12 protein-coding genes, 5 tRNA genes and 1 rRNA gene are annotated in these 13,779 nt (G+C 58.5%); 10 read left to right on the top strand and 8 right to left on the bottom strand.

Annotated features, from left to right (window positions below):
* Positions 1–11 precede the first annotated feature (11 nt).
* The 6 genes from C6Y32_RS09065 to C6Y32_RS09040 all read left to right on the top strand — a co-directional run bounded on the left by C6Y32_RS09065 (position 12) and on the right by C6Y32_RS09040 (position 772).
* A tRNA-Glu gene (locus C6Y32_RS09065) sits at positions 12–86 on the top strand.
* 163 nt (positions 87–249) lie between these two features.
* Positions 250–366 (top strand): 5S ribosomal RNA (rrf, locus tag C6Y32_RS09060).
* A gap of 57 nt (positions 367–423) precedes the next feature.
* A tRNA-Asn gene (locus tag C6Y32_RS09055) sits at positions 424–499 on the top strand.
* Between the two features lie 5 nt (positions 500–504).
* Positions 505–581 (top strand) — tRNA-Ile (locus C6Y32_RS09050).
* Between the two features lie 34 nt (positions 582–615).
* Positions 616–691 (top strand) — tRNA-Trp (locus C6Y32_RS09045).
* 5 nt (positions 692–696) lie between these two features.
* Positions 697–772: transfer RNA gene (locus tag C6Y32_RS09040), tRNA-Thr, on the top strand.
* Positions 773–1,484: 712 nt separating this feature from the next.
* Here C6Y32_RS09040 and C6Y32_RS09035 read toward each other — a convergent pair.
* From C6Y32_RS09035 to C6Y32_RS09000, 8 genes are all read right to left on the bottom strand, one after another.
* A complete protein-coding gene (locus C6Y32_RS09035; RefSeq protein ID WP_105204979.1) occupies positions 1,485–2,426 on the bottom strand; it encodes an alpha/beta hydrolase in 942 nt (313 codons plus the stop codon).
* A 48-nt stretch (positions 2,427–2,474) separates the two neighbouring features.
* Complete coding sequence (locus C6Y32_RS09030) at positions 2,475–3,548, bottom strand: urea carboxylase-associated family protein (RefSeq protein WP_105204978.1); 1,074 nt, start codon at positions 3,546–3,548, stop codon at positions 2,475–2,477.
* A gap of 29 nt (positions 3,549–3,577) precedes the next feature.
* Positions 3,578–4,210 (bottom strand): cysteine hydrolase family protein, encoded by a 633-nt coding sequence (locus C6Y32_RS09025; RefSeq protein ID WP_105204977.1) that lies wholly within the window; start codon positions 4,208–4,210, stop codon positions 3,578–3,580.
* 59 nt (positions 4,211–4,269) lie between these two features.
* On the bottom strand, positions 4,270–5,121 hold the full coding sequence (locus tag C6Y32_RS09020) for a BtpA/SgcQ family protein (protein ID WP_243206203.1): 852 nt from the start codon (positions 5,119–5,121) through the stop codon (positions 4,270–4,272).
* A gap of 82 nt (positions 5,122–5,203) precedes the next feature.
* Positions 5,204–6,340, bottom strand: a complete 1,137-nt coding sequence (locus C6Y32_RS09015; protein ID WP_105204976.1) for an SIS domain-containing protein — start codon at positions 6,338–6,340, stop codon at positions 5,204–5,206.
* Between the two features lie 61 nt (positions 6,341–6,401).
* Positions 6,402–7,343, bottom strand: coding sequence for a carbohydrate kinase family protein (locus C6Y32_RS09010; protein ID WP_164998201.1), 942 nt, complete (start codon positions 7,341–7,343; stop codon positions 6,402–6,404).
* Positions 7,344–7,495: 152 nt separating this feature from the next.
* Positions 7,496–8,128 (bottom strand): Crp/Fnr family transcriptional regulator, encoded by a 633-nt coding sequence (locus C6Y32_RS09005; protein WP_105204974.1) that lies wholly within the window; start codon positions 8,126–8,128, stop codon positions 7,496–7,498.
* Positions 8,129–8,158: 30 nt separating this feature from the next.
* Positions 8,159–9,400 (bottom strand): MATE family efflux transporter, encoded by a 1,242-nt coding sequence (locus tag C6Y32_RS09000; RefSeq protein ID WP_279386211.1) that lies wholly within the window; start codon positions 9,398–9,400, stop codon positions 8,159–8,161.
* A 368-nt stretch (positions 9,401–9,768) separates the two neighbouring features.
* On the opposite strand from C6Y32_RS09000, the gene C6Y32_RS08995 reads away from it, so the two are divergent.
* The 4 genes from C6Y32_RS08995 (at position 9,769) to C6Y32_RS08980 (ending at position 13,542) form a co-directional block, all read left to right on the top strand.
* Complete coding sequence (locus C6Y32_RS08995) at positions 9,769–10,515, top strand: MurR/RpiR family transcriptional regulator (protein WP_105204972.1); 747 nt, start codon at positions 9,769–9,771, stop codon at positions 10,513–10,515.
* A gap of 153 nt (positions 10,516–10,668) precedes the next feature.
* Complete coding sequence (locus C6Y32_RS08990) at positions 10,669–11,601, top strand: carbohydrate kinase family protein (RefSeq protein WP_105204971.1); 933 nt, start codon at positions 10,669–10,671, stop codon at positions 11,599–11,601.
* A gap of 4 nt (positions 11,602–11,605) precedes the next feature.
* On the top strand, positions 11,606–12,742 hold the full coding sequence (locus tag C6Y32_RS08985) for an SIS domain-containing protein (RefSeq protein ID WP_105204970.1): 1,137 nt from the start codon (positions 11,606–11,608) through the stop codon (positions 12,740–12,742).
* The gene (locus tag C6Y32_RS08980; RefSeq protein WP_105204969.1) at positions 12,739–13,542 is read left to right on the top strand and encodes a BtpA/SgcQ family protein; all 804 of its coding nucleotides are present in this window, start codon (positions 12,739–12,741) and stop codon (positions 13,540–13,542) included. Before C6Y32_RS08985 ends, C6Y32_RS08980 begins: the two co-directional genes overlap by 4 nt.
* Positions 13,543–13,779: the final 237 nt, after the last annotated feature.

Here is a 13,779-nt window from a genome sequence, read left to right as displayed (position 1 = left end):
GTGCACCACATGGCCCGTTGGTCAAGCGGTTAAGACACCGGCCTCTCACGCCGGTAACGGGGGTTCGATTCCCCCACGGGTCACCACAACGCAGAGCGTTGTGGCTAGAAAAACCCTTTGATGAACAAAGTTCATCAGTTTTGCTGGGGCAAAACGCAGTGTTTTTCGGGTCACAGGGCAAAGCGAGAAGGCGACCGGAAACCTTTTTTGACAAGTTGGGTACAGCGAGAGCTGATATTCATATATAGAGTCGGTGTTGATGACGCATAGGATCCACCTGTTCCCATCCCGAACACAGAAGTTAAGCTATGTTGTGCCGAAGATACTTGGCGGGAAGCTGCCTGGAAAAATAGGTAGACGCCGACACTCGTTTATATAAGGGTTTTGTCCCTTTTATATAGGTGTCTGTAAGGACACAGATATTCCTCCTTAGCTCAGTCGGTAGAGCATGCGGCTGTTAACCGCAGGGTCGTTGGTTCGAGCCCAACAGGGGGAGCCATTTTTGGGCCTTTAGCTCAGTTGGTTAGAGCAACCGGCTCATAACCGGTCGGTCCGGGGTTCGAGTCCCTGAAGGCCCACCATTTGAACTTTAGTAGTTATTATAACTAAAGAGATAGGGGTATAGCTCAGTTGGTAGAGCAGCGGTCTCCAAAACCGCGTGCCGAGGGTTCAAGTCCTTCTGCCCCTGCCAAATAGGCTGCTATGGCTCAGGTGGCAGAGCACATCCTTGGTAAGGATGAGGTCACCAGTTCGAATCTGGTTAGCAGCTCCAACAAAAATCCCGATAGATTGCATGGGCATGCGGTCTATCGGGATTTTTGCTATTCTTATATTGGCGGCAGCCCTACCTGCTCACACTGCTGCGCACCGGTGTTTGGGATGTGTGCACCGTCGGCGGTGGCAGTGTTTGTCCAGTGCTGTTTGTGCCGCTGCCAGAGGAAGAGCAGGCCGTCGAATAACTGGATGTGACAGCTTGTCTACTGTCGCCTGTGTGACCTGGTACCGGCAAGGCGATCTGGTCATGACGGGATCATGGCCGGCACTGCCTCGAATTACACTGCGCCCAAAGGGCTCCTACCCATTACCCATTATTGCATTTCCATACGTTGATAAACGCCCGTAACTGGCCTTAAAATGCCGTCAGATGCATTTTATTAGAAACAAAAAGGAAATATGTCGATCAGAACCTTCAAGGCCTCGTTGATCCAATAACAGTGCCGCACACCGCATCTGGGGCAGATACTCAGCGAACATTTCGGCTAAGTGCAATATACTTATATTTTCGTTTCACATCGATATCAGCGCTGCTGCAGCGTTGTTTTTCGCTTGTCTCTTTCTATAACAACTGTGTTTTTGTAAGTTGGGGTCTGATCGCTTTTTGCCCAGCCGCCGTCAAGAGTGACCAGATAGAAAAGATATCGCAGTATAGAAAATAGAGTGCTCTCCATTTTTGAGAGCACTCTATTTTCTATAAACTGATCTACTTATAATTTTTCTCTGATAAAATCTGCCGCAAGACTCGCCATATCCTCCAGCTGCTGCAGGCAGCGATGATCACAGATAAAGCCATGTGGCGTATTTTCAAATTCCACCACTGTGATCATATTGCCAGCCTGTTCGATCGCCTGGGCGTAGGTGCGCTGACAAAAACGCATACCGTCCAGCGCAGCCACTGCCAACAAGGTGCGGGGCAGACCAGATAGATCGGCGGCAGCCAGAGGTGTAATATAGGGCTGCTGGGATGCGGCGCCACCCAGATACCAGTCCACCACGATCTGCATCGAAAGCATAGCATCGGGATCGCGCCCGCCTACACCATCTTCAGCGCGCATGGAGAGCCCGGGGTACAACAGGATCTGATTTTTTACCGACACTTCCCCGCGGTCCCGTACCATAAGTGACAGACCGGCAGAGAAATTGCCGCCTGCCGAATCGCCAGATAAGGTGATATCCTCTCGGTCGATCCCCAGTACCTCTGCCTGTTTCCACATCCAGCAGAGCACCTGGTAGCAGTCCTCGATCCCGTGGGGATAGGGAAACTCCGGTGCCAGATGATATGCCACCGAGACTACCAGAGCCCCGGATAGATCTGCCAGTGCCAAGCAGTATTCGTGTGTGGTATCGATAGATCCTTTACACCAGGCGCCACCGTGCATGTACAAAACGGCAGGTGTAGCGTCTGCCTCCGCCTGAGGTCTGTAAAGCCGTACCGTCACTTCTTCCCGATAGCCGGGCACAGTCTGCTCCCAGCAGGAGATGGGCCGTTGAGGGGTATAAACGCCAGTTAACACCTGTTCAGCGCGAATGGCAGCCATGTCTTCTCTGTGCCCGCGCTGATAGTCGACCAGTAGCTGAATGTCGCTGGGGCCGGTAGTAGGTGGTAATGCCCCCAGCGGCGGATAAGGTCGATGTATCGTATGCATCATATTCCAAACACCTCCGCGAAAAGATCCTACATCCTTACGATGTTATCCTCAATGGTGGCTGTATCCGGGCAGCGAGGCGTTGTTCTTCGCATCGGCCCAGTCCATCACGATATCGCGCAGGGCAGCACACAGATCATCCCCATAGAGACCGGGATTATGCACGGCATCGAGCTTTTGTTGGTCCTGTTCGCTCAGCACCACCTCGACTTGATGGATACGTAGCGGCAGGTGGGGAAAATGGGGCGTATAGTCTGGATCTCTGCGCAGCGGTACCTCTTTCATTTGATAAGGTACCGGGACAACAGAATTTTGATACGGCTTTGTAAAGCCTTCCGCTCTCTGCCGGTCCTCGGGCAGAGCTTCCTCCACGATAACTGACAGGTGGTTCTGCCAGAAATTGCTGGTCTTGCCCAGGTCGTCGCCGCAGACATTGGGGATAGCCAAAACGTCGGTCAAGGCGTAGAACTCGATATAATCACTGGGCCCAGCCCCGTTTCTGTCAATGCCCGGGTTTCCCTCGCTGTCGGATACGGTGTACATGAACAGATTAAAGGAATCGTGTTCTTGCCATGGTCCGATCCCATAGGCGCGCTGGGCCTCGATCTGCATCTGCTGGCAATTGATGTGCTGGGGCATGTTGTAAAAGTGGCTGTACCCCAAAGTACTGCAGCTGGCAAAGGTGGTGTCACACACGCCGGTATTTTGCAGGATGGCCATGAGCGGCCGCTCCCACGGGGCACAAGACCACAGCAGATCGCCGGTGGTGGGGTGCGGTCCGTGCAGGTGCCGGGTGCGCCCTACATGTAAGTGCTCCTGTCCATTTTGCAGATTGTATACATTCAGGTCGCCGCATTGCCCGCCCTCTACCTGGGCGATGCGCAGTACCTGACCTGCCTTTACCTCTACGGCTATGCCGGTGCCCGGCTCTAAAAGGTGCTGGGCCAACTGCTTGCGTTTGGGGGGCGGCGGCGCGGGGGAAGACAGCTGCGCCTGCTGACACCCGGGCTGGGCTTCTGCCAACGCCTGCAGAATGAGCGTACTGTAGGCGCCGGGCACCGCTGTATAGCGGTCTAAAAGCGCCAGCTGCTGATGATTAAAAGGAACGGAGAGAACGCGGTCCATAACTCTATATCTCCTGTCTATAGGATGATTTAGTCGCGCACGGGCAGCTCCAGCAGTTGCTGGGCAGTCATGACGTGGGCGCTGGTCAGCGCGATGTTGGTGAGCATAGCGTTTTGCATCTGCTGGGCGGTCATGGGTCCAAAACCCAGATCGGGGTAGTCCATGGTACCGGTGAGATCAGACAGAAAAGCCACGTCGTATCCCAGCGCGCCGGCATCGCGGGCGGTGGAGAAACAGCAGGCCTCAGTACAGACCCCGGTGATGGCCACCGTGTCAAAGCCACCGGTGCGCAGGATGATATCTAGATCGGTGCCAAAAAACGAGCTGTAACGGTGCTTTTTGAGCACGATATCTCCCTCTTTGGGGGCCAGCGGTGCGTAGATCTCTGCCCCGGGGGTGCCCTCTACCAGCGCTTTTCCCTCCTTGATCGCCTGACAAAAATCTCCGGATTTACCCATGTCTTTGCTGTCGGCCCGCAGCACATTTTGCGTGTAGATGATCTGCATTCCTTTTTGGCGGCAGCGGTCGAGAAAGTCGGCCATAGCGGGCACAAAATCGTACCCCATCTGAGAGAACAGCACCGCACCGGGGGCGATAAAGTCGTTTTGCATATCAATGACCATAACGGCCGTACGCCGCGGGTCTATAGAACGGATGACCATAATAGATTCACTCCTTACATTTGACGGACCAGCCGGTCCACTTATCGGTCGGGCCAGATCTATTGGGGCTCGATCTGGCGGACGTTCTGTACATAGTCACGCACGGCGTCCCACTGCACATCGCCGCCCCAGTTTCCCTTTTCAAAGCAGGTGCCCACAATGGCACAGTCGGCATATTTGAGCCGTCTGGCGGCATTTTCGATGTTGGTGCCGCCTCCCAACACGACCGGGGCGGTGGGGAACGCCTCTTTGAGGTCGCAGACCATGCGCTCGTTGAGTGCCTCGTCGCCGTGGAACATCTCGATAGCGTTGGCCCCTACCGACAGCACATCCCGCGCCTGCTCGATGAAGCGAGCCTTGTCGTAACCGCCCTGCTGCACGTGGTAGCCGGCGATCTCGGCGATCATGGCCACGTTGTCGGCGCCGATGCGCCGGCGGTAATTCTGCACCTTCAGCGGCTGGGCCACGATGGGGCCAAAGCGCGAGCTGGTGCTGCCGGCCAGAGCAGTACAGCGGGTAAAATCGGCGTGGCAGGCCTTGGCGGCCGCCAGAGATGGTGTGATACAGTTCCACATGAGCTGCACGCCCACTTTAAAGTCAGGGCCGGCCATGCGGCGCACCTCGTTGCCGATGACCGAGATACAGGCCACCCGCGCGTAGTCGGTGTCGTCGGTATTGGGGAAGATGCCCCCGTCGATACCCTGGATGAGACAGCCGTCGGCGCCGCCTTTGATGAGCGCCTCCGCGTCCCGCAGCGCCTTCTCGATCGAGCGGTCGTAATCGCCTTCCTGATAGTAGGGGGTATTGGGCAGCGGCAGCAGGTGGATACAGCCGATAATGAGTTTTTTGCCCGGTTTTAACTGGGTGAACATGTTGTCCTGACCCTCGTTTATTCTCAGATGTCCCGGCATGGTATAAGACCTCCCAGTCTGATAATGGTTTTTGGCAAAGAGAGCCGCAACGCTGCGGCTCTCCTACTCAGTTTCTACAGTTTTAGTGCAGTTCGATCTTGCTGTTGCGCAGGATCGCACCGCCGAAGGGGAACAGCGAGTCGATCATGTCGGCACAGAACTCGGTGGTGCCTTTTACGTGGGCCAACGCGCCGGCAAACATGCAGGGCAGCGCCGCCTGCATGAGCGGAGTGAGCCACAGGTGTTTGGCGGTGGGCACGGTGAATACTTTCAGCGGGTCGGCAAACTCGGATTTGTCGGCATCGGTAAACACCAGGTAGCGGTAGCTCTGGCGGGTCAGTACGCTGGCGACCTCCTGCGCGCGGCTGAAAGCGGGGTTTTTCTTGTCGATGAACAAGAACATGCCGCTGTCCATCTTGCGCAGGATATAGTCGACGTGCGCCCAATCCTCAAAGTTCTCATAGCGGGAGAAGTCGCCGGTAGCCTCGTACATTTTGGCCTGACCAAACCAGGCGGAGGCGTACTCGGGGCCGGAGCTCAAAAACTCGAAGTAGGGGACCGGCTTCCAGGACACGGCCACATTGAACAGTTCGTCGTCCATCTGGTCCATAGCGGCCTCAAACTCGGTGACGTAGTCGAGAATATCCTGACGGTAACCGTCGGCGGCAGCCATATCGTAATTGCCGATGATCTGGCCCATGGCGATACCGAACTGGTAGAGGGCAGTCATCGAGGCCACATAGGTGCGGCAGCCGGGGGTGCGGTGCAGATCAAACTCCTCCGGCACTACGTGCAGCACCTTGTCACAGGCGGCAGCCACCGGCGACTCGATATCGTGGGTGACGGCCATGGTGATGGCGCCGTTGGATCTGGCGCGCTGGGCGGCTTCGACCACCCGGGATACCTTGCCGGAAAAGCTGATGAGGATGACCAGCGTCTTTCCCTTCTCGCCAAAGCGGCGCACGTCGTAGTGGCGGGACAGGTCGAGGCAGACCGGTGTGTCGATGTGCAGGCCCAGCAGCTGTTCGTAGCACTCCTTCACCGCGTAGGCGGCACAGAGACTGTCGCCGCAGCCCGAGAGCACGATATTGTCAAAGTTTTTGAGTTCGTCGGCAGTAAATACCGTCTCGCATTTTTTTTGGATGTCGCTGCAGATATAGCGCACCATAGTAGGCAGGCTGACGATCTCTTTGTGCAGGTTGCTGTCGTATTTGGCCATGATAAAACACTCCTTTTTTATAGATAGACGTATGTATGGCAGGGGGCGCTCGGCCCCGAGACTACAGGTATTGATAGGCGCCTTTTTGGTACAGCTGGCGCGCCCAGATCCGGCACTGCTCTTCCAGTTGACTGTCAAACAGTGGGTAGGGGCCTTTTTGGCGCAGGTTGTAATTCGAGGCGATGTTGGCCATGATCCCGGTCATGGCCAGATCGTTTTGCTGGCACCAAGCCACACAGGCGGCAGCGGTGGACGAGTTGCCACAGCCGGTGACATCGACGACCTGCTGCCCCTCGGGCAGCGGTGCAGACGGCACCAGACAAACGCGACCGCCGCCGATGGTGTACATGCCCCGGGCGCCGATACGCAGCAGGATGAGCGGGCAGGGCTGCCGCCGAAGAAAGTCGAGAACCTCCTGCTCGCTGTCTAGACCGAAGATCTCTTTAGACTCGGTCAGGTTAAACGAGGCCATGTCCAGCTGAGGCAACAGCTCAAGGATGTTCTCCCGGTCGGTGGAGTGGGTGTGGATGCCGTTTGGCTCCCACATGATCTTGAAGTGGTACTGCTCCCGCAGCGCCAGCAGTTTTGCCCACACCGGGTCGGGAAGAGGGGCGCCGCAGATGTAAAAGCCTTTGGTATCCGGCCCGATCACAGCGTCGAGGTCCTCGGGATGGGGCCGCCAAAAGCCGGAATCGGCCCAGTTGCCGGTGAAGAAGTCCCAGGCGGACACCGACTCGTCGGGCCGGTAGGTGATGATGTTGTAGGGCGTCTGTTCAGACACGAACAGCAACCCGCTGCGGTCTACCTTGTTTTTTTCAAACCACTGGCCGTAGGTGTCAAAAAAGTCTTTGCCCACCCGGGCCAGGTAGCAGATACTGCGGGTGTAGGGCCGCATGCCGCAGTATCCGTACAGCGGAATCCCCCCCATCTGTGGGGCGCTGGTGGTGCCATCGGGGAAACGGATGACATCCATCATGTTCAGGCCGCTGACAATATACTCCAATTTGCTACACCTCCCACTAGTCGGCGGCATTGAAAGGGGCCCCTCTTTCATGTCGCTACACCTACAGTATAGCGGCCAAAAGAGAGGCCCTCAATGCCACTTGACCCGGTGGCTGACAAATTCTTTTGCACATTTTTGTGCATATTTTGCGCTTATTGGCCGGTATCGCACCGATTGTGCAGGGCGATGAGCTTTTCGCGGTCCAGCAGCAAGATCTGGCCGTTCTCTACCCGCACCAGTCCCTCGCGAGCCGCCTTTTGCAACAGCCGGTTGACGGTGCGCAGCGAGGCGGACAGCTGGTCTTGCAGCAGCTGCTTGGTCAGTGGCTGACCGGCGCTGTCGGCGCGCAACAGCAGCAGATAGAAGTGCTCCTGCCGGGTGAGGCTCTTGCCCAGCATGATCTGGCGGTTAAAGGCCACGATCTGCACGGCCATATCTTCTAGCAGCTGGCGGCACAGCACCGTATCGCTATCCAGCCAGTGATAAAACGCATCCAGGGGGATGCAGGCCACCGTGCAGGGCTCAGCGGCCTCCACCATGTTCATTAGGTCGGTGTGGGCAAACAGCTCGATATTGCCGATAAAACTGCCGCTTTTAAAAAAGCCGATCTGCACGCAGGAGCCGTCATCCAGCAATTTGAATACCCGCACCGCCCCCCGCAGCAAAAAATAGGCGCAGTCCTCCTGCTGCCCCTGCAGCAGCAAAATATCGCCGGGTTGGTACTGGCGGTAGAGGACATGCTTTTTTACGTCGGGTGGGCAGCGATCAAAAATCGAGTCGCCCATGGTGCGGACCTCCTTTGCTTGTATGGGGCGTCAGCGGGCCAAAACTACGGCTTTGTGCCGCCACCGGCCCCGGCGGTAGCGCAGATAGGCGATAATCGCCTCGCTGGTGTAGCTGGCCAAAAACGCCAGCGGTATAGCCGAAAAGCCCATCTTGGGGGCCAATATGAAAGCAGTGACCAGGCGAAAGACCATGGCCGCCCCGGTGATCACCGAGACGGTGAGCACATCGCCTGCTCCCCGCAGCAGTCCCTCACTCTGGAACATGAGTCCCAGCGAAAAGCAGTAGCCCACCGCCACTTTAAAGTAGTCGCCCACGGCGGTGATGACCTCTTCGCCACTGCCGGCAGCGACGAACAGACTGGCCAGGCCTCTGCTGCCAAACAGCAGCACCAGCGCCATCACCGCACAAAAGCCGGGGCCCCACAGCAGGGTCAGGCGGTAGCAGCGGCGCACCCGCGGCAGCTTGCCGGCGCCGATATTTTGTGCGGTAAAATTCGAAAAGGCCTGATACAGGTTGTTGAGCGGCAGCAAAACGAGCCACTCGATCTTTTGTACAGTGGTGTAGGCTGCCATATACAAGCTGCCAAAACCATTGATGAGCGACTGCATCAGCAGCAAGCTGCCGGCTAGTACGGCCCCCTGCAGCGAGGAGGACAGCCCCAGCCGCAGCACCTCTTTTAATAATTTACCGCTAAAGTGACCGGGCACCCGGCGCAGCGGCAGCTGTGGCTGGCCGGTGATGGCTGCCAGTTTTTTAAGCAGAAGCGGCAGGCCCAGCAGGCAGGTGAGCAGCTGCCCCAGCGCCACGCCGAAAACGCCCAAGCGGCATACCAGCACGAAAAACAGGTTGAGCACCACGTTGCACAGCCCGCCGGCAGCGGTGCAGTAGAGCGGCGTTTTCGAGTCGCCCAGCGCGCTGAGTACCGCCGCCCCGCTGGCCCCCAAACCCATAAAGGGAAACCCCAGAAATACCATGCGCAGGTAGGTGACGCTGTCGGCCAACACATCGGTGGGGGTGCGCAGCAGTGCCAGCAGCCACGGGGCACAGACGGCGCCGACAGCCCCAATGACGACCGAGGACAGCGCGGTGAATACCGTGGCGGTGGTAAAGATATCCCGCAGCGAACAGGTGCGCCCGCTGCCAAAGTATTGGCCGCTGAGAATGCCCACCCCGGTGGCAAAGCCGATGGTCACTGTAGAGCAAAGATAAAATACCGGCCCGGTGCCGCCCACCGCCGCCAGCGCCCCCGCCCCCACCAGCTGCCCGACGATAATGGGTATCGGCCAGATTGTAGCACTGCTGAAACAGGTTGGTAATGAGGATGGGGATCATGTACAAAAAGAGCCGTTTGCCCGGCGGGCCCTGGGTGAGATCGCCGGTGTGCGCGGTGAATACCCGCTTGAGCAGTGGCACAGCACATCTCCTATCGAGACAAATGGCCCCATGTAATAAGTATAAAAGATTTTTATGATCGCGACAATACGCGAATGACCCATATCGGACCACCGCTTTCTGGATAGAGTGTCGCCTGACTGGGGTCGAGGTGCTGTTTTGGCACCAAAAGTGTGGTACAATAGCGGTGGCGGCAGCGGTGGAGCCACCGCCCGATAGAGCGTATAGAACAGGGGAGTGAGACGGGATGGATTTTACCCAGCGGCTGCAGGTATACGAGTTCTCGCTGAGCGAGACCGACGACATGATCGGTGCCTATATCAGTGCGCACCGGACAGACGCCGCCCAGATGTCCATCCAAAAGCTGGCCGGGCAGCTGCACCTGGCGCCCAATGCGCTGCTGCGCTTTGCCAAAAAATTGGGCTACAGCGGCTTTGCCGAGATGAAGCTGGCACTGCGGCAGGAGGGGGCTCCGTCCCCCGATGCTGGCGTGCCGCAAAACATTCGCCGCACGCTGGAGATGCTGGCTCCCGGCAGCCTGCAGCTTGCCGCCAAGGCGATGTTCAGGGCCCGGCGGGTCTACTTTTACGGCATTGGCGATTCAGAGCCACTGTGTGAGATGATGACCCACAATTTAAAATGTGTGGGCCGCACAGCCGAGTGTTTCAGCTATCGGCACGACATGTACTACAGCGCTCAAAACGCCCGCCCAGGCGATCTGGTACTGGTCATCAGCGCCACCGGCGAGACCGACATGCTCATTCAGGCGCTGCAGATGGCCAAGGACCGGGGCGCGGCCAGCATCAGCCTGACTCACCTGTGCAAAAACCCGGTGGCGGCACTGGCCGATTACAATCTCTACTGCTGGGTGCCCACCCAGCTCATCGGCGGTTACGAGGTGACCGACCGCACACCGCTGATGTTGGCGCTGCGCTTTTTGAGCGAGGCGTTTTGGCAGCAGTGTGGTGTGGCCCCTGCCGATAACGGCAATTGATGGGGTGTATCATTGGGCAGATTGCATGCAGATCGGTAGATAAATACACAAAAATAGAGCTCCCATAACGGGAGCGGTGAAAAAGTGAGAGGTTTACAGGGCCTCTCTTTTTTTGTGCTAGAATAGAGGCAAACAACAAGAGGGGGGATCTGATTGGCTGGACAGATCGACATCGTGGTGGCGGGCAACATCACCATCGATGATATGGTATTGCCCGATGGCCGCACCCAGATGGCAGTGACCGGTGGCGACGTGCTGTATGCGGCACTGGCAGCCCGCCTGTGGGGCGGCAGCGTGGGGATGCTCTCGCGTATCGGCAGCGACTTTCCCGAAGAGAATCTGCAGCGCTGTGCCGCCCAGGGGCTCGATATTACAGGCATGGTGCGCTGTGTGGGGCCCAGTATCCGCAATTGGATCGTCTACGAATACGATGGGCGCCGCACTTTTATCGACCGGGTAGAGGGGCGCATGGCGGCATTATCTCCCGGCTGGGACGATGTGCCTGACCAATACCGGCGGGCAGGGGCGGTGTTTTTGGCGGCCATGTGTATCGAGAGCCAGTTAGAGCTGGCCCAAAACTTCAAGGCCGCCGGCGCCACCGTGCTGCTGGACCCCTACGAGCAGGATGCCAGTGACAAGCGGGAGCTGGTATACCGGGCTCTGGCCCACACCGATATCTTTTTGCCCAGCGAGGAAGAGGTGCACCGACTGACCGGCCAGAACGCACCTGATTTTGAAGCGGCGGCCCGGCACTTTGCCGATTATGGCCCCCATACGGTGGTCATCAAACTGGGGGACCGGGGCGCGCTCATCTACCAGAAACGCGGGGATCGCATCGCCTATCTGCCCTGTGTAGAGCGGGTGCAGGTAGTAGATGTGACCGGTGCCGGCGACAGCTTTGGCGGCGGTTTTACCGCCGGATGGCAGCAGACAGGCAGTGCTGCAGAGGCGGCGCTGCGGGGGACCGTGTCCTCCTCTATCGCCATCGAGGCGTTTGGTTCGGTGCCGCTGCTGCAGGCCACCGGCGAACAGGCGGCGCAGCGGCTGGCCGCCCTGCGCCGACAGATACAAAAGACAGGAGCGTGAAGACATGACCGAACGCAATGACATCGGGGTGATGATCGAGGAGATAGAGGCCACCCCGCAAATGGTGGCTGACAAGCTGCCAGAATTTATGGCCGAACTGCAGCGGCGGTCGCCGCTGTTTGAGGGCCGGCACTACACCAAAGTATACGCCGTGGGGTGCGGCGACTCGCTGTACGCCGCCCAGGCCGCCCAGTACGCCTTTATGAAAAATACCGGGTTGCCCTGCCAGGCCTGCGAGGCGCTGGAGTTCTGCCGCTACGATGTGGACTATATGCCAGCTGGGGCCCTGGTACTGGTCATCTCCTATTCGGGGACGGTGGCCCGCACCGTCGAGTGTGCGCGGATGGCCAAGAGAGCGGGGGCCACGGTGGTGGCCATCACCGGCAAAGAGCGGGGCGCGTTGGCGCAGACCTGCGGCGAGGCGGTGGTCTACCACATCGACTCCCGCGGGTTTGCACCGGGGACCATCTCCTTCTCGGCCTCGCTGCTCATGCTGTACGCCTGCTCGGTGGCACTCGGCCGGGCAAACGGCTATCTCACACCGGATGCTGCCGCTGCCCAGCATGCGCAGCTGGCCGCGCTGCCGGCGGTTTTGCGGTCGGCGCTCGCGGCCGGCCGCGCACCGGCGCTGGCCGCCGCCGAGCGGTATACTGGTCTGAAAGATTTCACCATCATCGGTGCGGGGCCCAATCTGGCCATCGCCCACTACGGGGTTGCCAAGCTCATCGAGGGGGGCGAGATCTCCGGCACCCCCCAGGAGCTGGAAGAATGGGCCCATATCCAGTATTTCACCACCCAGCAGCGCGACTGTGTGGTGGTGATCGCTCCGGCTGGGCGGTGCTGCAGCCGGGCAGCCGAGCTGCTGGCCGAGATGCGCTTTTTGGGCTGCGGCAGCGTACTGGTGGGTACCGGTGATGCCGGCGACCTGCCGGCCGACTTTGCCCTGCTGGCCGAGGATGGGGTCGACGAGGTGTACACGCCGCTGGTCACCGGGCTACTGTGTGCGCTGTTTGCCTACAGCTTGTCGCTGGCCAGCGGCAAACAGGCCTACGACTTCCCCAGTCAGCAGATAGAGGAGGAGCACTACCGCACCATCCACCACAGCGCCTTTCGCCCTGAAGCTGAGGAGGTGGCTCCATGAGTGTGCTGACCCAGTTGCAAAAAGGCGGCTTTTCCATCGGTGTGTTGCACCTGCCGCCGTTCCCCACCAGCCTGCGGCGCGACCGCTGGCCGCTGGAGCGGGTGATCGACTACGCCGTAGAGGGGGCCCGGCGCATGCAGCTTGCCGGTATCTCTTCGGTGCTGCTGCAAAACGTGGGCGACGAGCCCACCCATCTGCAGGCGCCGCCGCAGACGGTGGCCTATATGTCCATCGTGGGGCGAGAAGTGAAAAAGGTGTTGGATATCCCGCTGGGCATCACACTGCTCGATCACGATGGCGCCGCTCCGATCGCCGTGGCCAAAGCGGTAGGTGCCGACTATGTGCGCATCAAGACCTATGTGGGCGCTATGGTAAAAATGACCGGTCTGCTGCAGGGCTGTTACTATGAGGCCATCCGCAGCCGGCGGGAGCTGGGGGCCGAACAGGTCGATATCCTGGCCGATATCTTCGACCGGGAGGGGACACCTTTGGGGGCGCGCGATTTTGGCGAGATGGCCACCTTCGCCGTAAAGAGCTGTATGGCCGACGGACTGATCCTGACCGGCAAGTCGACCGCCGAGACCAGCCAGATCCTGCAGGAGGTGCAGCACTGTCATCTGGGTGTACCGCTGCTCATCGGCGGCGGGGTCAATGGGCAAAACGCCGCCGAAATGCGCCAGCTGGCCCAGGGCTTTATTGTGGGCGGCTGCTTAAAAGAAGACCCCGACGACGATTTTTCCCCCATAGCTGCCGACAGCTGCCGGCAGCTATCCCGGCTGCTGCGGGGCGAGCTGGAGTAGCTGATCGGCGGGGCACCGTCTTACATGTTACATGCAAGTGCTGCCTGACGGGGCTGTGCGAGCTGGAAAGAGACTGACACCCGATAGGTAAAAATAGCGGTGTCGGTAGGTATTCTTGAATGTATATATTATACATATAGTATATTTAAGATATAAAAATACGTTTTTCGAGGAGTATCGACGAGCTCCCGTGCGGATATCGTCACAACTGCTCGAATAGGCCTTAAACAGAGAGGA

Source organism: Neobittarella massiliensis (ex Bilen et al. 2018) (genome assembly GCF_900289145.1).
Classification (GTDB): Bacteria; Bacillota; Clostridia; order Oscillospirales; family Ruminococcaceae; genus Neobittarella; species Neobittarella massiliensis.
This window is presented reverse-complemented; position numbering and strand designations above follow the sequence as displayed.

Coding starts and splice junctions, on each gene's coding strand:
- C6Y32_RS08995 (WP_105204972.1), top strand. CDS start 9,769: ATGGATTTTACCCAGCGGCTGCAGGTATACGAGTTCTCGCTGAGCGAG.
- C6Y32_RS09025 (WP_105204977.1), bottom strand. CDS start 4,210: ATGGTCATCCGTTCTATAGACCCGCGGCGTACGGCCGTTATGGTCATT.
- C6Y32_RS08980 (WP_105204969.1), top strand. CDS start 12,739: ATGAGTGTGCTGACCCAGTTGCAAAAAGGCGGCTTTTCCATCGGTGTG.
- C6Y32_RS09020 (WP_243206203.1), bottom strand. CDS start 5,121: ATGCCGGGACATCTGAGAATAAACGAGGGTCAGGACAACATGTTCACC.
- C6Y32_RS09035 (WP_105204979.1), bottom strand. CDS start 2,426: ATGATGCATACGATACATCGACCTTATCCGCCGCTGGGGGCATTACCA.
- C6Y32_RS09005 (WP_105204974.1), bottom strand. CDS start 8,128: ATGGGCGACTCGATTTTTGATCGCTGCCCACCCGACGTAAAAAAGCAT.
- C6Y32_RS09015 (WP_105204976.1), bottom strand. CDS start 6,340: ATGGCCAAATACGACAGCAACCTGCACAAAGAGATCGTCAGCCTGCCT.
- C6Y32_RS09030 (WP_105204978.1), bottom strand. CDS start 3,548: ATGGACCGCGTTCTCTCCGTTCCTTTTAATCATCAGCAGCTGGCGCTT.
- C6Y32_RS08985 (WP_105204970.1), top strand. CDS start 11,606: ATGACCGAACGCAATGACATCGGGGTGATGATCGAGGAGATAGAGGCC.